Below are 17,886 nucleotides of genomic sequence, written 5' to 3'. Positions count from 1 at the left end.
TTAAACTACACCTTTTTTTTTTTTTTTTGTTTTTTTTTTTTTTATGTTTGTGGGTTGGGGTTGGGCCGGGGGGGGGCCAACCCCGCCCGCCCCCCGCGGGCCCTAACTTTTTAGGTTTACCCCCCCGGCTGTGTTTCGTCGAGTGCCACCGGCGTCGAGCGAGACCGGTGGACATATCGAACCGCCGGACCGTCGGCCCGAGTTGCGGTGGGCGTCGGAGTCCTGCGGGAGCGTGCGGGAACCACGATGCAACGGGCGGGGGTTCGGCCATCCACGGGCGGCGGTCGGCCGGTTGAACAACGGGAGAACTTCTGGTCCGGACCCGTTATTGTTTTGTTATATAAGGTGTCGAGGGTCACCCGTGCCTATGTGCGGGCCTTCCGCGACCGGCACCTGCGCGGCCGGTTGGGGGATCTGCTCGACCGACCGTCGAAGGCGTATCCGGAGGTTCGGTTCGTCGGGTAGTGGGGCGATGCGACGCGGGCGATGAGTTCCGCCGCCCGCGAGGGTCCATCGGGAAAGGGGTGGGAACAGGCATCGGGGCCGACAACGGTTTCGAGCGTGGTGTCGAGAAGGGTGTGTGCGATGTCCGAGAGCACGGTTCTGCGAGAGGGCATTGTTTTCGGCGAGTCCGCGCGATGGCACGCCGGGCGGGCGTGGTTCGCCGACTGGGGTACGGGCGAGATCATTGCGGTCGATCCGGAGGGGGTCGGCGAGGTGGTCGTGCGGGTGCCGTTCCCGTCCCTGCCGATGTGTTTCGACCGGGCCGTGGACGGGCGATTGTTGATCGTCTCGTCGAGCGAGGCGCGGGTGGTGACGCCGGAGCCGGACGGTACGTTCGCGACGTACGCGGATCTGAGCACGGTCGGCGGCGGGTTCAACGAGATCGTCGCGGACGGACGGGGCAACGTGTTCGTCAACGGCGCCGACTTCGACCCGATGACCGGGGAGGCGCCGCGCCCGGGGTTTGTCGCGGTGATCACCGCGGACGGGTCGGTACGCCGGGTCGCGGGCGGCGTCGAATTCCCCAACGGTATGGCCGTGACCCCCGACGACACGACGCTGATCGTCGCCGAGTCCTACGCCAACCGCCTCACCGCCTTCGACATCGACGCCGACGGCGGCCTGTCGCGCCGCCGGGTGTGGGCCGACCTCGGCACGGGTGTCCCGGACGGGATCTGCCTCGATGCGCAAGGGACCGTCTGGTACGCGGACGTCCCGAACAAACGGTGCGTCCGGGTCCGGGAGGGCGGCGAGGTGACGGCGACGCTCGACCTGGACCGGGGCTGCTTCTCCTGCGTGCTCGACGCCGACGGGCGCACTCTGTACATCGTCGCCACCGAATGGCGCGGCATGAGCGACCCGACGGCCGGCCCCCGAACGGGCCAACTGCTTGCGGCGCCGGTGTCCACGGCAAGGGCGACGACTTAGAGTTACCGAATGATTTTTATCGTGGTGAAGTTCCCGGTGAAGCCCGAGCACGCCGAGGATTGGCCGCAACACGCCGCGGCGTTTACCGAGGCCACGCGGGGTGAGCCGGGCAACCTGTGGTTCGAGTGGTCGCGCAGTCTCGACGATCCGACCACATACGTCCTGGTCGAGGCGTTCCGGGACGACGCGGCCGCCGCGCACGTGAACTCCGACCACTTCAGGGACGCGCTGGAGCGGTTCCGGCCGCTGATTCGGCACACGCCCGAGATCGTCAGCACGGTGATCCCGGACGCGAGCGGGTGGAGCGCGATGGGCGAACTGCAGATCGACTGAGGCCGGCCGGCGCTCCGGACCGCCCGAGGGCGCCGGACGTCCGTAGCGGATGTCCGGCGCCGGGCCTGTCGGTGAACACGCGCTGGCTAGTGCAGGACCTTGAGGCCCACCACGCTGCCGACGATGCCCGCGAGCAGGAGCAGCTTGACGACGGAGAACGCCTCGCCGTCGAAGACCATCGCGTAGGTGACGGTCAGGACCGCGCCGATGCCCACCCACACGGCGTACCCCGTGCCCACCGGCAGATCGCGCAGCGCGTAGGCGAGGCCGCTCATGCTGGCGGTCAGCGCGACGCCGAAGACGACGGTCGGCCACAGGCGGGTGAAGCCGGCGGACTTGCCGAGGGCCGTCGCCCAGACGGCTTCCAGGACACCGGAGACGATCAGCACGATCCAGGCCATGACGAGCACTCCCTGACACCGTCTTGTCCTGACCGGGTACGGCGTGCCTCGTCCGGGAGCCGGTTCGGGCTCCGTGAACCACTCTCGCACGCCCGCGACGGCGCACAAAACAACCGCCGCGTCCAGTCCCGGCCGCCGTCGGTGACCGGGATCACCCGGCGGGGGTCGGGGTGCGTGGGGGAGGTCCGGGCCGGCGTCGGGGAGCGCCGGTACGGTCTGCGGCATGGACATCACCTCCACGCCATGCCCCGAGCCCCTGCCCGGACGGGTCGGCCATGTGGCCGGGATCGAATCGCTCGTGCTCGACGGGCGCCGGCTCTGGTTCGGCTTCGACTACCAGAGCGACATGGTCGTCTCGCCGCTGATCGAGGACCCGCAGGTCATGGCGGCGTTCGCGAGCGCGTATCTGCGGCAGACCGACGGCGAGCACGACGCGGCCTACTGGGCCGAGCTGGTGGACGCGGCGGTGACGCTGTCCGGCCTGGTCCCGGACGACGTGCACCGGGAGTTCGAGACGGCGCGGCTGCGGGCCGAACTGCCCGAACCCGGGAGCCACCTGCTCTATCTGTTCGACGCGGTCGCCGGGTGGGACGAGTCGCGGTCGTTGCCGGCGGAGGTGCGGGAGGCATACGAGCGGCTCGGGTTCGACGAGGACGACGTCAACGACTGCGTCGATCACTGCCTGGAGGCGATCCGGGGAGGCGGGGCCGGGGCGGACGAGTGCACGGTCGTGCGCTTCCATCTGTCCGCGGCGGTGCCGGCGTTCCCGGGCAACTGGGCGGTGATTTTCGGGCCGATGGGCGAGCGCGTCGCGAAGGGGGTCTGAGCGGCGCGGGTCAGCGGGGGATCAGGCGCATCGGGAGGGTGCGCGGGGTCAGCACGCTGCGCGGGACGGCGCGAACCGGCGTGGCGGAGGCCGGGCGCAGTCGCCAGCGGGCGGCGATGGAGGCCAGGGCCAGGACGCTCTCGGTGAGCGCGAAGGTGTCGCCGATGCACTTGGTGGGGCCGGCGCCGAAGGGCACGAACGCGGACCGCGACCAGGCGCCGGGAGCGGTGCCGTCGGCGTACTCGCGTTCGGGGCGGAAGAGTTCGGGCTCCGAGTGGAAGTCCGGGTGCCGGTGCAGGATGTACGGGCTGAACACGAGGGTGCTGCCGACGGGGAGTCGGCGGCCGGCGAGGTCGACCGCGCGGGTGGTGGTGCGGGGGAGCACCCAGGCGGGCGGGTACAGGCGCAGCGCCTCGCGCACGACCCGGCCGGTCCATGCCAGGCGGGGCAGGTCGTCGGGGCCGGCGACGCGCCCGTCGAGGACGGCGTCGACCTCGGCGTGCAGGGCGCGCTCCGCGTCGGGGTGGCCGGCGATCAGGTGCAGGGACCAGGCCAGCGCGGAGGAGGTGGTTTCGGCGCCGGCCAGGATCAACACCGCCACCTGGTCGTGCAGTTCGCTCTCGCCGAGCGCGCCGCCGTCGTCGTCCCGGGCGGCGAGCAGGCGGGCGAGCAGATCGCGGCCGGCCGCGCCGTCGGCCCGGCGGTCGGCCACGATGCGCGCCACGTGGGCGCGCCAGCCGGCCAGGCCCCGGCGGTAGCGGCGGCTGCTCGGGGTCGGCACCGCGTCGACGGCGGGAAGCAGGGCGCGCAGGTAGACGCCTTTGAGGAACGTGTCCAGGCTGTCGCGCAGTTCGGCGATGTCGCGGTCGTCGATGCCCGAGCCGAACAGGGTGCGGACGGCCACCGTCGTGGTGAGCGCGAACATCTCGTCGACCATGTCCACGGTCGTGCCCGGCCGCCACCGGTCCAGCGCGACGCCGATCTCATGCCCCATCGCCGTCGCGTAGCCGGGCAGGTGCTCGGTACGGAACGCCGGTTGCATCAGCAGGCGTTGGCGGCGGTGGTCGGCGTGCGGGCAGGTGGCCAGGCCGTTGCCGAGGGCGGCGCGGGAGCCCTCGTAGAGCGGGCCGACGCGGTCGAACGTGCGGCCGTCGCTCATCACTTGGCGGGCGATTTCGGGGTGGCACAGGACGAACGCGGGGCGCGGGCCCAGGCGGATCTCGACCAGGTCCCCATGCGCGGGCAGTGAGTCGAGGAAGCGCAGCGGCGCGCGGAGCAGGTGCGGGAGGTGCCCGGCCACGGGCCAGGCACCGGGAGCCCGACCGGCGCGGGCGATCGGCGCCGGGTCGCGGGGCGGGTGGGGGGCCGTGGTCATGGGGCACTTCCCTGGGGGATTCGGCGCGGATTCGACTCGGCTCGTGCCGTGCGGTGTCCTACCCATTCCAGCAGCGCCGCATCGCGGATCGGGGGAGGCGTCGGGGGACGGCGGCGTGTCGGGTGTGCCCGCGTGGGTGCGGACCGAGGATCCGCGCCGCGTCCACCCGGCGCGCCCCGGGGTCGGCGCCGGGGGTTCGCCGGGGTGTCCGGCGCCGGGGATGCCGCCGTGGCGACCCCCGGCCGACCGGCTGCCAGGGCGAGTTCGGGAAATCTACCGTCGGGACATGACCAAGAAGCGCACGGCATCGCACGACGGTGCCCAGTCCCGGTTCGCCAAGTCTCCGTTCGCCACGCCTCGAATCGCCAAGCCCACGTTCGCCAAGTCTTTGTTCGCCGAGGCCCGTTCCGCCAAGCCCCCTTTCGCCCGGCCGCTGTTCGCCCGGCCGCTGTTCGTCCGGTCCACCGGCCGCCGGATCGTGGTCGGCCTCGCCCTCGCCGGGCTGTTCGTGGTCCCCCTCGCCGGCGGCGCCCGGGCCGACACCCTCGCTGCGCCGGACACCGTCGTCGCCGCCGACGCGCGCGGACGCGGCACGCTCGTGGACGTCGTGGACCTGCGCACCGTGTCCGCCGCCGAGGCCGCGCGGGCGCTCGCCGACGACGGATGGGACGCCGGCGCGATACACGACGACGTCGTACTGCGCCGCCTCGTCTACCGCACCGTCGACGCGCACGGGCGCCCCACCACCGCGACCGGCCTGCTCGCGTTGCCGGTCCACGGCGAGCGGCGGCTGCGCGTGGTGTCGTACACGCACGGCACCGAGCTGTACCGCGGCGACGCGCCGTCGACCAGCGACGAGACCTGGGGCATCGCCCCGGCGCTGACCTACGCCTCGGCCGGATTCCCGGTCACCATGCCGGACTATCTCGGCCAGGGCGAGGGACCCGGCCCGCACCCCTGGATGGACATCCCGTCGGAGACCACCGCGTCGCTCGATCTGCTGCGCGCGGCCCGCGAGTTCATCGGCCGGCACGGGCACACGACGGCGCGCGAGGTGTACGTCAGCGGCTTCTCGCAGGGCGCGTCGGCCGCGCTGGGGCTGGCCCGGGCGCTGCAATCCGGCGCCGATCCGTGGTTCCGCATCGGCGCGATCGCCCCGATCAGCGGTGCGTACGACTTCGGCGGTGTGCAACTGCCCGCGCTGCTCGGTCGCGAGTTGGCCGACAAGCCGAGCGTGCTCTACAGCGCCCTGCTCCTGGTCGCCTACAACCGTCTGCACCACATCTACGACACCCCGGCGGACGTCTTCCGGAAGCGGTACGCGGACACCATCGAGGGTCTGCTCGACGGCTCGCACCGGGACGAGGAGATCCTGAAGGCGACCCCGGACTCCCTCGACGAACTGCTGACCGAAGAGGGCCGGGCGCTGCTCACCCGACCCACCGGGGCACTGGCCGCCGCGTTGCGGGAGACCGACGCGGTGTGCACCGACTGGCGGCCCCGGGTGCCGGTCCGGCTGTACGTGGCGGCCGGGGACGACGAGGCGGCGCCCGCGAACACCGCGCACTGCCGGGCGGCGATGCGGGCCAAGGGCGTGGACGTCCGGGTGACCCGCTTCGGGGCGGATGTCGACCACGCCGGCTCGAATCGGCTGGGCACGGCCGCCGCGCTGCGCTGGTTCCGGGAACTGGCCGGTCGAGCGGGGTGACCGCGCGGGCCGTCGTCGTGTGGGGCCCGGGCCGTTACGCCTGGCCCGTTTCGAAGCGCGTGATCAGACCGTCCTCGACCGTGAAGCGCCAGGTGGTGCGCATCTCGCCCGAGGTGTCGTTGCGGTAGTCGACGACGAGCGATCGTCCGCCGTCGGACTCGGAGCGCACGTTCATGTGCCCGTTCGACGAGAAGATCTCCCGATCCACCCAGTCGTCGACGTCACGATCCGTCCCGTCGTCGGACATGGTTGCCCCGGGCGCCATCAATGCCACGAAGGCGGCCTTGTCGTGTGCGTTCACGGCGGAGACGAAGGCTCCGACGATGGGATCCGACAGTTTCCCGGGGGCGATGGTCACGACATCCTCCTGAACGGCAAACGGTCGGTGGCACAAGCGCCACCGACGCCCGGTACGAGTCCCCCGACAACCGGGCCCGATAAACCCGCCGCACCCGGCAGGGGCGCGACGTGGGACCCGCGCCCCTGCCGCGCTCCGGCCTCGGCCCGGGCGCGGGTCCGCCCGGGGAGCGGCACCGTGGGAGTGACGGGAAAGCAGTCGATCGGATGGCTCCGGGCGGTACGCCGTTTCGGGTGAACCCGGCACTCGTTAACCGTCCATGACCGCACCGGCACCGCTGGACGAGGCGCTCAGCAGCCTCATCGACGCCATCGAGGACACCCTGGCCCGCCTGGATCCGCAGGCCGTGCCGGCCCCGGAACCCGTCGCCCCCGTGTCCGCTCCCCATCCGTTCGCCGCCGACCACCTCGCGCCGCTCGGGTACCTGGACCCGTCCGTCGACGCGGGTGCGCTGGTCCACGCACTGCGGTACGCCCTGCATCGGGCGGAGCCCGGATGATCACCGTACCTCCGGGTTGATCCGGGGCGTTGCCTCCCCTCGGCGTCCCGGCGCGGGGCGGATCGGAGCCCCCGGGAGCCGCGGCCGACACCCGTCGAAAAAATCTTCGGCGAGGGTGTCATGTAACCCGCGGGTCGTGGCGTTACTCGTGCGACGCCAAAGTACGGAGGCTCCATGTCGAGAAGCATGGCCGCGGATTTCGAGGAGTTCGCGCACGCACGCAGCGGACAGCTGCTGCGTACCGCCTGCCTGCTCACGGGAGACTGGCATCTCGCCGAGGATCTGGTCCAGGAGACCTTCGGAAAGTTGTTCCCGGTGTGGCGTCGGGTGCGGGCCATGGATGCGCCCATGGCCTACGCGCACACCACGCTGGTACGGACGTACCTGTCCGCCCGCCGCCTCCGGCGCTGGTCGGAGCGGCCCGCCGGCGACGTGCCGGACCGGCAGTCGCCCGACGGGAGCGACATCGAACTGCGGCTGACCCTCCTGGAGGGCCTGGACCGGCTGTCCCCGAACGATCGGGCGGTGCTGGTGCTGCGCTACTGGGAGGACTACTCGATCAAGGACACCGCCGACATCCTGCGCATCGCGCCCGGCAACGTCCCGGTCCGCGCCAAGCGGGCGCTGACTCGCCTGCGGGCGCTGCTCGGAAACGAACTGCGGGACCTGGCGGCGACATGCTGACCGACCCGACCGCTTCCCCCAACCCCGGCGATCGCGATCGAAAGGACATGATGGCCGTGCTCACCGACGAGGACTTCGAGCGGTACGAGCGTGACCTGCCCGCGGCGCTCGGCTCCGCCGTCGAGGACTTCCCCGCGCCCAGTTCCGACCTGGTGGCGCGGTCGCTCGCCCGGGGTCGGCAGCGCCGGCGGGCCCGGACCCTGCGTCGGTCCGCACTGGCGTTCGTGCTGGTGGCGGCGAGCATCGGGGGATGGGCCGTGACGGACGGCGGGTTCGGGCTTTCGCCGTCGGATGCGGCCGACCGGACCCGGTTGCCCTCGGCGGCCGACGTGCGCCGGGACCTGGTGCCGTACCTGATGAAGGCGCTGCCCCCGGAAGGGGTGCTGACCGATGCGGAAAGCCGTTTCGAGGCCGACGCGCCCAAGGTGCTCCGGACCGAGGCACAGGTTTCCGGGACGTATGCCACGGCCGCGGGCAAGTCGTCGCTGATCGTGTCGATCTCCCGACCGGTGCCCGGCAGCCGTACCGAGCTGGGAAGTTATGCCTACTGCACGGGAGTTCGCCCGGACAACGAATGCGTCCGGGTGCTGCAGCCCGAGGGCGGCGCACTGACCGTACGCAAGTCCACGAAGGAGCCCGGGAGTCCGGACGCGGAGTGGAGCGTCGTACACACCCGAGCCGACGGGGCGATGGTCGGGGTCCGCCTCTCCGGCGCGTACGACGACGCCGGAGAGGCGGCGGGCGTGCCGACCATGAGTATCCAACAGATCACCGAGATCGCCCGCAGCCCGGTCTGGGCACCCGTGATCGCTGTGGAGCCGACGGCCGCGGAGCAGGTGCTGGGCCTGGTTCCGGCACTCTTGCCGGGGCAGGTTCAGCTGCTGTCCCGCGACGGGGACTCGCGCAGCGGCGAGTTCGTCGTGCAGGCCGGCGGCGGCCGGCACCTGTTGACCGCCCGTGTCGACCCGACTCCCCCCGGCGAGGGGCAGGGTTGCCCGACCGGCCCGCTGCAGTGGACCTGCGGGGAGGTGACCCTGTCCGACGGGAACCCGGCCGTGGTCGATCTCAAGCGGAACGTGGACGGGCGGGTCGTGCCGCTGAGTCTGACCGCGTACCGGCCGCACGGCCTGCGCATCCGGTTCGAGGTGGACGCGCCGCCCGCCAAGTCCACCACGTCCTACGGCGAACTCGCCGTGGACGCACCGGAGTTGGGCTCGGAAGTGCTGAAGGTGATCGCGGCCTCGCCGCGCTGGGACGCCCGCTGAGCACGTACGCCGGTCCCCGACCCGCGCGCTGACCACCGAACCGCCCATACGACATTCCGCGTTGCCCCCGACGCCGACCCGGCGCCGGGGGTGGGTTCCGCGCTGCCCGAAACGGCGTGCCGCCCGGCGATCGGTGCCGGCCCCGGCCGTCCGTACCGCCGAACCGGCCGGCGACACCCGAAGACGCCGCGGTCCGCGGCCGGCGCTCCCGCATCCGACTTCCCGAGGTTGACGAGACCGCTCATGATCCTTCCCGCACCGCCGAAGCACCTGCGCAGATTCGTCCCCGAGATATCGCGGTTCGCGGTGGTGGGCGGGGTCGGCTACAGCGTCGACGTCGTCCTGTTCAACGTCCTGCGCGCGCTCCTGGACGTTTCCGCTCTGCCCGCGAAGCTGCTCTCGCTGAGTGTCGCCACGATGGTCGCCTACCTGGGCAACAGGCGGTGGACCTACCGCGAGCGCACCGCGTCGGGCGCCGCGCACGACTCGGGTCGGCAACTGTTGTTGTTCATCGGCTGGAGCCTGGGCGGTCTGGTTATCCAGGTCGGCTGCCTGTGGGTGTCGCGGCACGTCCTGGGCTTCGACAGCCTGCTCGCGGACAACCTTTCCGGCAATGTGATCGGGATGGGCCTGGCCACGGGGTTCCGCTTCTGGGGCTACCGCACGTGGGTCTTCCGCGCGGCGACCGATACCGCTCCGGCTCCGGTGACCGTCACCGCTTCCGCTCCGGCGACCGTGACCGCTCCCCTCCCGGCCGACGTCCGTCGTGACGCGACCCCGGGCCTGCGGTGAACGCCGCGGTCTTGGTGATCGCCCTCGCCGCCACGCTCGCCGGGTGCGGGCACCTGGCGTGCGCGAGCGGGATGCGCCGCGCGGTGGACGTCGTGCTGCTGTGGCTGTTGCTGACCACGGCCCAACTGTCCGTACTGACCCTGCTGGTCGGCGCCCTGCTGCGCAGACTGCACGCGGTCCCCCTGTTCGTCGCCGCCCTCGTGGTCGCGGTGGTGGAGATCGCGGCGACCCGGCGGGCCCGCGTCGACGGGGAGCGCCGGCGGGGCCGGGACCTGGTCCGCGCGCTCGCCCCCCGGGTGCGGCGGTCGTGGCGGCATCCGGCGGTCGTGGTGGTGGCGGTGCTCGTGGTCGCGCAGTACTGCTGGCGGGGCGCGCTGGCCGTGTTCCTTGGTCCGCTCGACTACGACGGGCTGTGGTACCACCTGCCCGGGCCGGCGATCTGGCTCCAGCAGGGGTATGTCGGCCACACCCCACAGGTGTTGTGGGCCGACGTGTATCCGCAGGGCCAGGAACTGCTCACCGGGTTCACCGGCGCGTTCCTCGGCGACACCCGCCTGGGCTGGGCGTCCGGGCTGCCCTTCCTGGCCCTGGGTGCGGTCGCCACCGCCGGGATCGCCCGCACCGCCGGCGCCCGGCGCGCACACGCGACGCTCGCCGGACTCGGGATCCTCGCCGTTCCGGCGGTATTCCTGGAGGCGTCGACCACCTACGTCGACTTCGCGACGACGGCCACCGCCCTCGCCGCCCTGCACCTGACGCTCGGTTTGCGCTCGACGGTGACGGCGGCGATCACGCGCGGCGTGGACCTGCCGCGCGCGCTGCGCCGCCAGGTGTGGTGGATCGGGATCGCGCTCGGGGTGGCCGTCGGGGTCAAGTCGTCGAACCTGTTGACCGCCGCGATGGTCGGCGTGCTGGTCGTGGTGCAGACCGGGTACGTGCTTGCCGACGTGCGCCGGGGCGCGCCGTCGGGGCCGCCGCGCGGTCGGGTCGCCGGGCTGCGCGGGGATGCCGCCGCGCTGGTCCGGGTGGCCCTGCCCAATGTGGCGCTGCTCGGCCTGGCGATGACGGCACTGGGCGGCTATTGGTATCTGCGTACCTGGATTCGCTACGGCAATCCGTTCTACCCGTTCAGCATGTTCGGCTTCCCGGGCAGGGGCACCGTCGACGAGTTGATCATCCGGACCACCATCTCGCCGCTGGTGATCGGGGAGGGGAAGGCGCGGGCCACGTGGCACTCGTGGTTGCTGGATCGGGAGCGGTTCGCCTATACGTACGACCAGCAGCCGGGCGGGTTCGGGTTGCAGTGGATCTACCTGCTGCTGCCGGTCCTGGTGGTGGGCCTGGTGTTGTTCGGGGTTCGGCGGCGCTTCGATCTGCTGTGGGGGCTGGTGCTTCCGGTCATCGTGTGGGGGATCGCGTCGCCGGCGCCGTGGTGGGCGCGCTACCAGTTGATCGTGCCGGCCCTGGGCTGTGTGGGCCTTGCGGTGGTGCTGACGGCGCTGGCGGAACGCTCCGACCGGGCGCGCGGGGGACGGGTGGCGGTGCCGATGTCGGCGCGGCGGGTGGTCGCGGGGCTGCTCGCGGCGGTGTTCGTGGGGACCACGGCGGTGTCCATGTGGTGGGCGACGCAGCCGACCAACACCTGGACGGGGGACCGCTTCGGGGCGCATCGGGCGAACGTGCGGGAGGCGGTGGAGCTGATGCGGGACCCGGACCGGGACCGGCGGATCCTGCCCACGGCCGCCTACGCCGGGCTCGACCGGGTGCCCGACGGCCGCACGATCGCCTTCACCGACTTCACCCGGGCGGACTTCCTGCACCTGATCATGGGCGAGCGCGGACAGCGGCGGATCACCAACCTGGGCGAGCCCCGCGACGTCGCGGACTTCACCCGCCGGTTGCGGGCGTCCGGCGCGCAGTACCTGCTGCTCGGTGTCGCCAACGGGGACCGGGACCTGCTGCTCGCGGTGCTCGGCGACCGCGGGCACTATCGGCCGGTGGTGCGCGGGAACGGCGGGATCGGTTGGTTCGGCGGCGGGTTCGGCGGCGCGGAGTTGTTCGAGGTCGGCGACTTCACCCGGGACCTGTGTGCGAACCGCGAGCCCGACCTGGCGGTGACCGCCCGGGATGCGGGCGCCGTGGCGGTGGTGCTCCGGGACGCGTGCGGGGCGCCGCTGTTCGAGGTGGACGTGGTCCTGCTCGGCGCCGGCGGGGAGGTCGCGCGGGTCATGACGGGGGTACGGGGCGAGGCGGTGCTGCGGGTTCCGGATTCGGTGGCCGGGCAGCCGGTGCGGGTGCTGTTCGCGGGCGACGGGTACTACGGCCCGGTGGAGGCGGAGGCCGGCGGCTGAGCCCGAACGAGCCGGGTACGCCCGCCGGTTCGGGTGCCCCGGTCGGTCGCGGCGACGCGGGGCACCCCGGTGCGGGCTCGGGTGTTCCGGTCAGGCGAGGGCGTTCGCGGCGAGCCATTCGTGCGCGAGTACGGACCAGACCTCGGTGTTCTGCCATGCGCCGCGGTAGAGGTGGTTCTGCCGGAGCAGACCCTCGCGGGTCATGCCGAGTCGTTTGGCCACGTTGATGCTCGGCGCGTTCCGGTCGGACACCTGCCACTCGACGCGGTGGATGCCGCGCTCGCGGATCGCCCAGTCGATGATCACCCGCGATCCGCGCGTGGCCAGACCGTGCCCGGCGGCGGCCGGCTCCAGCCAGCAACCGGCCTCGCAGGTGCGGGCGATCGCGTCGAAGGTCCGGAAGAGCACGCCGCCGACGAGAAGGCCGTCCAGCCAGATGCCGTACAGCCGACCGGTGTCCGTGACGGCCTTGTCGGCGTACGACTGGAGCCAGGCCCGCGCGCCGGCGAGGTCGGCGGTGGCGTCGGCCAAGCCGATGTGCCGGCCGACGAACTCCCGGCCGCGATCCATGTGGGCCAGGAACTCCTCGGCCCGCCACGGCTCCAGCGGGCGCAGCTCGGCACCGTCGCCCAGCGATATCGCGAACATTGTCGTCCTCCACGGTGGCCGTTCTCGATCACCGTGATCTTCGCACGAGGGGCCGCGGCCGGCCGCTCACCCCCGACCCGCCGCCTCGTACACCACCCGCCCGTCCACCACCGTCAGTTCGACCGGGACCTGCGGCAGCGCCTCGACCTCGACCCGCAGCGGGTCGGCGGCCAGTACGCACAGGTCGGCGACCTTGCCCGGTTCCAACGAGCCCTTCCACGACTCGGCGCCGTCCTGGCGGGCGGGGGCGACCGTGTACGCCCGCAACGCCTCGCGCACGGCAAGGCGTTGGTCGACGCCGCAGACCGAGCCGTCGACGCCGGCGCGGGTCACCGCCGCGACCACCCCGCGGCGCCAGTCCGGGGTCAGCACGGGGGAGTCGGAGCTGAGGCAGACGTCGACGCCCGCGTCGAGCGCGTCGCGGGTGGGACACATCCGGGCCAGGGTGTGCGCGCCGAGCGTGTCGTGCAGCAGGGGGCGCGTCGCCACCGCGATGCCGGGCTGGGTGTTCAGGCCGATGCCGGCCGCGGCCATCTCGGCGAGCGTCGCCGGCGGCAGCAGGTCGCCGTGGATGAGGTAGTGCCGGGCAGGCCGGGGATCGTCGGCCTGCGCCGCGCCGAGGGCGGAGACCACGGCGGCGGAGGTGCGGTCGCCCGTGGAGTGCACGCCGATCTGGTGCCCGGCCGCATGCGCGGCGCGGATCATCCCGGTCAGCCGGCGCAGCCGCTGCGCGGCCGAGTCGCCGTCGATCAGCAGCGCGCCGTGCGTACCGTCGGGGTAGGGCTCGCACACCCAGGCGCTGCGCATCGGCGGGATGCCGTCCGCGAAGATCTTCACGCCGGCCACCCGGAACCAGCCCGGCACCTCGGCGGGGGCGGCGAATTCGCGCAGCCCGGCGGTGAAGGCATCGGCCGAGCCGGGGCCGTCCAACTCGCCGAACAGGAGCAACGCGGTGACCCGGGCCGCAAGTTCGCCCTCGGCGGCCAGTTGCGCGTAGTCGGCAAGCGCGGCGGAGCCGAAGCAGCCCGTGTCGCCGTCGTCCTCGCCCGGGCCCAGGCCGGGTTCGGTGTAGCTGGTGACGCCGAGCGCGGCCAGCAGGTCGCGGGTGCGCAGGATGGCGGCGCGGCGGTCGGCCGAGGTGCGCAGCACGGGCGCGGCCGGCGGCGCGGCGTCGGAAGCGCCGGCGGTGAGCGCGTCCATCAGCAGGTGCGGCCACATCGCGCCGAGCCAGACCCCGTGCAGGTGCGAGTCGTTGATGCCGGGCAGCACCGCGCGCCCGCGCAGCGGGATCTCCCGGGTGCCCGGTCCGATCAGCGGGGCGACCTCGTGGTCGTGGCCGACCCGGACGATCCGCCCGGCCCGCACCGCGATCGCCTGCGCGAGGTGGTCGCCCTCGTCGAAGACGTGTACCCGTCCGCCGGTCAGGACCAGGTCGGCGGGCGCGTCGTCGGCGGGGGCGGCCGGGCGGCGGGCGTTCCACGATTCGCGGTTGCGCACCTTAATTCCTCCTGGGATCTGGACAGGCCCTGCGAGAGCCCATACCGTACACGCAATCAGATACGATTTGCGAGTCGATTGGGAGGCATACGGTGCCCTTGCATCCGGAAGCCCAGCAGATCATCGAGCGCACTCGGATCGGCGAATCCGGCCCCGCCCCCCTCGCCCTCGACGCACAGGCCATGCGCGAGGGCTTCGCGCAGACCTGGACCATGCCGGCCGACCTGCCGGCGGTCGGCGCCGTCGAGGACACCACGATTCCCGGGCCCGGCGGCGACATCCCGGTCCGGATCTACACCCCCGAGGGGGCCGGTCCCTTCCCCGCGCTCGTCTGGTTTCACGGCGGCGGCTGGACCATCGGCTGTCTGGACGAGAACGAGTACGCCTGCCGCACCGTGTGCGCCGGCGCCGCGACGGTCGTGGTCTCGGTCGACTACCGGCTGGCCCCGGAGAACCCCTACCCGGCCGCCGCCGAGGACTGCTACGCCGTGGTCCGCGCGCTGCACGAGGACGGCGCGCGCCGATGCGTGGACGGCGACCGGATCGCCGTCGGCGGGGAGAGCGCCGGCGGCAACCTGGCCGCGGTGGTCGCGCTGATGAGCCGGGACCTGGCCGGCCCGCCGATCGCGCTCCAGGTGCTGGTCTCGCCCGTGGTCGGCCATCCCGACGACGGGCGGCCCTCCTACCGGGACTTCGCCGACGGCTACTTCCTGTCCAAGGCGAGCATGGACTGGTTCTTCACCCAGTACCCGCGCGACGCCGCCGACCTGACCGACCCGTACCTGCTGCCGCTGCGCGCCGACGACTTCTCCGGCCTGCCGCCGGCGCTGGTGCTCGGCGCCGAATACGACGTGCTCCGCGACGAGGGCGAGGAGTACGCGCGGGCGCTGGCCGCGGCCGGCACCCCGGTCGAGGTGGTGCGCTTCGACGGGCTCATCCACGGCTTCTTCGGCCTGCTCGCCACCGACCTCACCGACGCACGGCGCGCGCACGACCTGGTGATCCGCGCGCTGCGGGACACGTTCGACGGGAGAGCGCGGTGAGCACCGAGAGCCCGGCCGGCGCCGAACCCGTGTTGCGGCTGCGCGAGGTGGACATCGACCGGGACGAGATCCCCGTGGTGCGCGGGGTCTCGCTGGACGTGGCCCCCGGCGCGGTCACCGTGCTCCTGGGCGCCAACGGCGCAGGCAAGACCACCCTCATGGACGGCATCGCCGGCCTGGTGCGCACCACCGCCGGCACCATCGAACTCGCCGGCCGCCCGGTACAGAAGCTGCCCGTGTACAAACGCGCCCGGGCCGGCGTCGGCTACGTCGAACAGGCCCGCACCACGTTCCGCACCCTCACGGTCGAACAGAACCTCCTGGTCGCCCGGGCCGGCGCGGGCGATCCGGAACAGGTCTACCGACTCTTCCCCGAACTGGCCCGCCGGCGCACCCTCCAGGCCGGCCACCTCTCCGGCGGCGAACAGCAGATGCTCGTACTCGGCCGCGCCCTGGTCACCGACCCCAAGGTGGTCCTGGTCGACGAGATGTCGCTCGGCCTGGCCCCGCTGATCGTGCGCCGGCTGATGCGCGTGGTCGGCGAACTCGCCGCCGCCGGCCTGGCCGTACTGCTCATCGAGCAATTCGCCAACCTCGCCCTCGACGTCGGCACCCACGCCTACGTGCTGCGCAAGGGCCGCATCGTGCACGACGGACCCTGCGCCGACCTGCGCGGCCGGCACGAGCTACTGCACGAGTACTACTTCGGCTCGACCACACCCGACCCGGGCGGGCCGGCGCCCACCGACCCCGACCGCGCCCTCGACCCACACCCGCTCGACACCCCGATCGGCGGTGGCACCCGATGAAGTCCCGGGCCGCGAAGACCCTTTCGGACCTGGTCGACCCGCGCCGCGCGGCGATCGGCATCGCGCTCGCCGCCCTGGCCTGCGTCGCCGTCCCCGCGATCCTGTCGCCCTACTGGCTCTACCTCGCCATCACCAGCGTGATCGGCGCCGTCGTCATGCAGAGCTACGGCGTGATCGTCGGCCGTGCCGGCGTGATGTCCCTGTGCCAACTCTCCTTCGCCGCGATCGGCGCATGGGTGGTGATGCGGCTCAACCTCGCCGACGCCCCCGGCGGGCTGATCGTGTGGGTGGTCCTCGGCGGCCTCGCCGCCGCCCCGGTCGGCATGCTGATCGGCCTGCCCGCGCTGCGGGTACGCGGCGTCAACCTCGCGGTGATCACCTTCGGCGCCGCGGTGTCCACCGATATCGTGCTGGGCGCCAAGCAGTTCCCCGGCACCGAGGAACTGAAAACCGTGGCCCGGCCCGCCGCCTTCAGCACCAACGCGAACTACTTCGTGCTCGTGGTGATCGTCTTCACCGTGATCGCGCTCGCCCTCGCCGCTCTCGACAAGACCCGACTCGGCCGATCCTGGCTGGAGTTGCGCCACTCCGAACGCATGGCCGCCTCGCACGGCATCTCGGTGGCCCGCAGCAAACTCGCCGCGTTCGCGATCAGCGCCTTCGTCGCCGGGGTCGGCGGCGGCCTGATGGCCGGGCAACTCGGCCTGGTGGTGGCCGGAAACTTCGCCATGGGCCAATCCGTCACCCTGTTCGCCATCGCCATCCTCATCGGCCCCCACCACCCCGAAGGCGCCCTGATGAGCGGGGTGTTCGGGGCCGCCATGGCCACCATCCTGGAGAAGGTCCGACTGCCCCAGGACCTCGGCGGCATCGTCTTCGGCATCGTGCCGATCTTCGCGCTGCGCAGCGGGATGAGCCAGACCGACTTCACCCGCAACCGCAAACGCCTGGCCAAGGCCCGCAAACAACGCGACGCCGCCCCCGCGGCCGACCGGGAACGGGCCGACGCGGGCCCGCCGGCGGAGCGCACGGTCGGCGCCCCGGCCCGGCCCATCGGCACCGGCCCCGCCCTCGAGGTCACCGGCCTGACCGTGCGCTACGGCCCGGTCACCGCCCTCGACGCGGTCGACCTCACCGTGCCCGCCGGCGCCGTGGTCGGCCTGATCGGCCCCAACGGCGCGGGCAAGTCCACCTTCATCTCCGCCGTCGGCGGCTTCCTCGGCACCCTCCCCGGCACGGTCCGCCTCGACGGCGTGCCGATCGACCGACTCGCCCCGCAGGTGCGCGCCGCACGTGGCCTGCGCCGCACGTTCCAGACCACACTGATCGCACCCGAACTCACCCAGTACGAATACCTCGACATCGGCGCCGGCCGCCGCCTGGAGCGGGCCGAGGCCGACGAGCTGCTCGAATTCTTCGGCTGTCCCGTCGGCGACCTGCCCGTCTGGATCGTCGACGCCGGCACCCGGCGCCTGCTCGACGTCGCCGCCGCGATCGCCGCCCGACCGGCGGTGGCCCTGCTCGACGAGCCCGCCGCCGGACAGTCCGCCGCCGAATCCCGGCGCCTGGCCGAACGATTGGCCCGGGTGCCCGAACGCTACGGCGTGTCCGTCCTGTTGGTCGAACACGACATGGAACTGGTGCGGGTCGCGTGCCGCGAAGTCACCGTCCTGGACTTCGGCCACGTGATCGCCGCCGGACCCACCGAACAGGTCCTGCGCGACCCGGCGGTCACCGCCGCCTACCTCGGCAGCTCCGACACCCCCGACGGCGCGGTCCCCGCGACCGCGATCATCACCCCGACCGGCTGAACCCCGACCGCCCGACCGCCCGACCGTCCCCGGGGCCGGCGCCCGCTCGCGCCGC

At 72.7% G+C, this 17,886-nt stretch carries 17 protein-coding genes and 1 riboswitch; of the genes, 12 read left to right on the top strand and 5 right to left on the bottom strand.

Going from position 1 to position 17,886, the window contains the following annotated elements:
- Window positions 1–585: 585 nt before the first annotated feature.
- Together ACWGR4_RS18115 and ACWGR4_RS18110 are read left to right on the top strand one after the other, a co-directional pair.
- Window positions 586–1,431, top strand: a complete 846-nt coding sequence (locus tag ACWGR4_RS18115) for an SMP-30/gluconolactonase/LRE family protein (protein ID WP_452132932.1) — start codon at window positions 586–588, stop codon at window positions 1,429–1,431.
- Window positions 1,432–1,440: 9 nt separating this feature from the next.
- Window positions 1,441–1,764 (top strand): putative quinol monooxygenase, encoded by a 324-nt coding sequence (locus ACWGR4_RS18110; protein WP_380034142.1) that lies wholly within the window; start codon window positions 1,441–1,443, stop codon window positions 1,762–1,764.
- 86 nt (window positions 1,765–1,850) lie between these two features.
- Here the strand turns inward: ACWGR4_RS18110 and ACWGR4_RS18105 are convergent, their stop codons facing one another.
- Window positions 1,851–2,165, bottom strand: a complete 315-nt coding sequence (locus ACWGR4_RS18105; protein WP_078981618.1) for a DMT family transporter — start codon at window positions 2,163–2,165, stop codon at window positions 1,851–1,853.
- Window positions 2,166–2,177: 12 nt separating this feature from the next.
- Window positions 2,178–2,240, bottom strand: a riboswitch (guanidine-III (ykkC-III) riboswitch).
- Window positions 2,241–2,388: 148 nt separating this feature from the next.
- On the opposite strand from ACWGR4_RS18105, the gene ACWGR4_RS18100 reads away from it, so the two are divergent.
- The gene (locus ACWGR4_RS18100) at window positions 2,389–2,991 is read left to right on the top strand and encodes a hypothetical protein (RefSeq protein WP_452132933.1); all 603 of its coding nucleotides are present in this window, start codon (window positions 2,389–2,391) and stop codon (window positions 2,989–2,991) included.
- A 10-nt stretch (window positions 2,992–3,001) separates the two neighbouring features.
- On the opposite strand, the gene ACWGR4_RS18095 is transcribed toward ACWGR4_RS18100, so the two are convergent.
- Window positions 3,002–4,366 carry a cytochrome P450 gene (locus ACWGR4_RS18095; protein ID WP_452132934.1) on the bottom strand — a complete coding sequence of 455 codons (1,365 nt, stop codon included), beginning with the start codon at window positions 4,364–4,366 and terminating at the stop codon, window positions 3,002–3,004.
- 286 nt (window positions 4,367–4,652) lie between these two features.
- On the opposite strand from ACWGR4_RS18095, the gene ACWGR4_RS18090 reads away from it, so the two are divergent.
- A complete protein-coding gene (locus ACWGR4_RS18090) occupies window positions 4,653–6,074 on the top strand; it encodes an alpha/beta hydrolase family protein (RefSeq protein WP_452132935.1) in 1,422 nt (473 codons plus the stop codon).
- 34 nt (window positions 6,075–6,108) lie between these two features.
- On the opposite strand, the gene ACWGR4_RS18085 is transcribed toward ACWGR4_RS18090, so the two are convergent.
- On the bottom strand, window positions 6,109–6,432 hold the full coding sequence (locus ACWGR4_RS18085; RefSeq protein ID WP_380002574.1) for a nuclear transport factor 2-like protein: 324 nt from the start codon (window positions 6,430–6,432) through the stop codon (window positions 6,109–6,111).
- A gap of 259 nt (window positions 6,433–6,691) precedes the next feature.
- On the opposite strand from ACWGR4_RS18085, the gene ACWGR4_RS18080 reads away from it, so the two are divergent.
- The 5 genes from ACWGR4_RS18080 to ACWGR4_RS18060 all read left to right on the top strand — a co-directional run bounded on the left by ACWGR4_RS18080 (window position 6,692) and on the right by ACWGR4_RS18060 (window position 12,023).
- The gene (locus ACWGR4_RS18080) at window positions 6,692–6,931 is read left to right on the top strand and encodes a hypothetical protein (protein WP_380002573.1); all 240 of its coding nucleotides are present in this window, start codon (window positions 6,692–6,694) and stop codon (window positions 6,929–6,931) included.
- Between the two features lie 174 nt (window positions 6,932–7,105).
- Window positions 7,106–7,615, top strand: a complete 510-nt coding sequence (locus ACWGR4_RS18075; protein ID WP_380002572.1) for a SigE family RNA polymerase sigma factor — start codon at window positions 7,106–7,108, stop codon at window positions 7,613–7,615.
- Window positions 7,609–8,880 carry a hypothetical protein gene (locus tag ACWGR4_RS18070; protein ID WP_452132936.1) on the top strand — a complete coding sequence of 424 codons (1,272 nt, stop codon included), beginning with the start codon at window positions 7,609–7,611 and terminating at the stop codon, window positions 8,878–8,880. Before ACWGR4_RS18075 ends, ACWGR4_RS18070 begins: the two co-directional genes overlap by 7 nt.
- Window positions 8,881–9,123: 243 nt before the next feature.
- Window positions 9,124–9,672 (top strand): GtrA family protein, encoded by a 549-nt coding sequence (locus ACWGR4_RS18065; protein ID WP_452132937.1) that lies wholly within the window; start codon window positions 9,124–9,126, stop codon window positions 9,670–9,672.
- Window positions 9,669–12,023, top strand: a complete 2,355-nt coding sequence (locus tag ACWGR4_RS18060) for a hypothetical protein (protein ID WP_452132938.1) — start codon at window positions 9,669–9,671, stop codon at window positions 12,021–12,023. Before ACWGR4_RS18065 ends, ACWGR4_RS18060 begins: the two co-directional genes overlap by 4 nt.
- A 90-nt stretch (window positions 12,024–12,113) precedes the next feature.
- Here the strand turns inward: ACWGR4_RS18060 and ACWGR4_RS18055 are convergent, their stop codons facing one another.
- Window positions 12,114–12,671, bottom strand: a complete 558-nt coding sequence (locus ACWGR4_RS18055) for a GNAT family N-acetyltransferase (RefSeq protein ID WP_452132939.1) — start codon at window positions 12,669–12,671, stop codon at window positions 12,114–12,116.
- Between the two features lie 66 nt (window positions 12,672–12,737).
- On the bottom strand, window positions 12,738–14,168 hold the full coding sequence (locus ACWGR4_RS18050; RefSeq protein ID WP_452132940.1) for an amidohydrolase: 1,431 nt from the start codon (window positions 14,166–14,168) through the stop codon (window positions 12,738–12,740).
- Window positions 14,169–14,260: 92 nt separating this feature from the next.
- On the opposite strand from ACWGR4_RS18050, the gene ACWGR4_RS18045 reads away from it, so the two are divergent.
- Genes ACWGR4_RS18045 through ACWGR4_RS18035 form a run of 3 tightly spaced genes read left to right on the top strand, consistent with a single transcriptional unit; the run spans window position 14,261 to window position 17,831 of the window.
- Window positions 14,261–15,211 (top strand): alpha/beta hydrolase, encoded by a 951-nt coding sequence (locus tag ACWGR4_RS18045; RefSeq protein WP_380002566.1) that lies wholly within the window; start codon window positions 14,261–14,263, stop codon window positions 15,209–15,211.
- Window positions 15,208–16,020, top strand: coding sequence for an ABC transporter ATP-binding protein (locus tag ACWGR4_RS18040; protein WP_452132941.1), 813 nt, complete (start codon window positions 15,208–15,210; stop codon window positions 16,018–16,020). Before ACWGR4_RS18045 ends, ACWGR4_RS18040 begins: the two co-directional genes overlap by 4 nt.
- Window positions 16,017–17,831: a branched-chain amino acid ABC transporter ATP-binding protein/permease gene (locus ACWGR4_RS18035; protein WP_452132942.1), complete on the top strand. Its 1,815-nt coding sequence runs from the start codon at window positions 16,017–16,019 to the stop codon at window positions 17,829–17,831. Before ACWGR4_RS18040 ends, ACWGR4_RS18035 begins: the two co-directional genes overlap by 4 nt.
- Window positions 17,832–17,886 lie beyond the last annotated feature (55 nt).

The organism is Embleya sp. NPDC055664 (genome assembly GCF_053618075.1).
The sequence above is the reverse complement of the archived record's forward strand: the minus strand, read 5'-3'. Positions and strand labels throughout refer to the sequence as shown.

Excerpts from the sequence above, each read along its gene's own strand:
- ACWGR4_RS18110 (WP_380034142.1), top strand. The coding sequence starts at position 1,441 with ATGATTTTTATCGTGGTGAAGTTCCCGGTGAAGCCCGAGCACGCCGAG.
- ACWGR4_RS18090 (WP_452132935.1), top strand. The coding sequence starts at position 4,653 with ATGACCAAGAAGCGCACGGCATCGCACGACGGTGCCCAGTCCCGGTTC.
- ACWGR4_RS18080 (WP_380002573.1), top strand. The coding sequence starts at position 6,692 with ATGACCGCACCGGCACCGCTGGACGAGGCGCTCAGCAGCCTCATCGAC.
- ACWGR4_RS18035 (WP_452132942.1), top strand. The coding sequence starts at position 16,017 with ATGAAGTCCCGGGCCGCGAAGACCCTTTCGGACCTGGTCGACCCGCGC.
- ACWGR4_RS18095 (WP_452132934.1), bottom strand. The coding sequence starts at position 4,366 with ATGACCACGGCCCCCCACCCGCCCCGCGACCCGGCGCCGATCGCCCGC.
- ACWGR4_RS18055 (WP_452132939.1), bottom strand. The coding sequence starts at position 12,671 with ATGTTCGCGATATCGCTGGGCGACGGTGCCGAGCTGCGCCCGCTGGAG.
- ACWGR4_RS18105 (WP_078981618.1), bottom strand. The coding sequence starts at position 2,165 with ATGGCCTGGATCGTGCTGATCGTCTCCGGTGTCCTGGAAGCCGTCTGG.
- ACWGR4_RS18075 (WP_380002572.1), top strand. The coding sequence starts at position 7,106 with ATGTCGAGAAGCATGGCCGCGGATTTCGAGGAGTTCGCGCACGCACGC.
- ACWGR4_RS18065 (WP_452132937.1), top strand. The coding sequence starts at position 9,124 with ATGATCCTTCCCGCACCGCCGAAGCACCTGCGCAGATTCGTCCCCGAG.
- ACWGR4_RS18070 (WP_452132936.1), top strand. The coding sequence starts at position 7,609 with ATGCTGACCGACCCGACCGCTTCCCCCAACCCCGGCGATCGCGATCGA.
- ACWGR4_RS18115 (WP_452132932.1), top strand. The coding sequence starts at position 586 with ATGTCCGAGAGCACGGTTCTGCGAGAGGGCATTGTTTTCGGCGAGTCC.
- ACWGR4_RS18100 (WP_452132933.1), top strand. The coding sequence starts at position 2,389 with ATGGACATCACCTCCACGCCATGCCCCGAGCCCCTGCCCGGACGGGTC.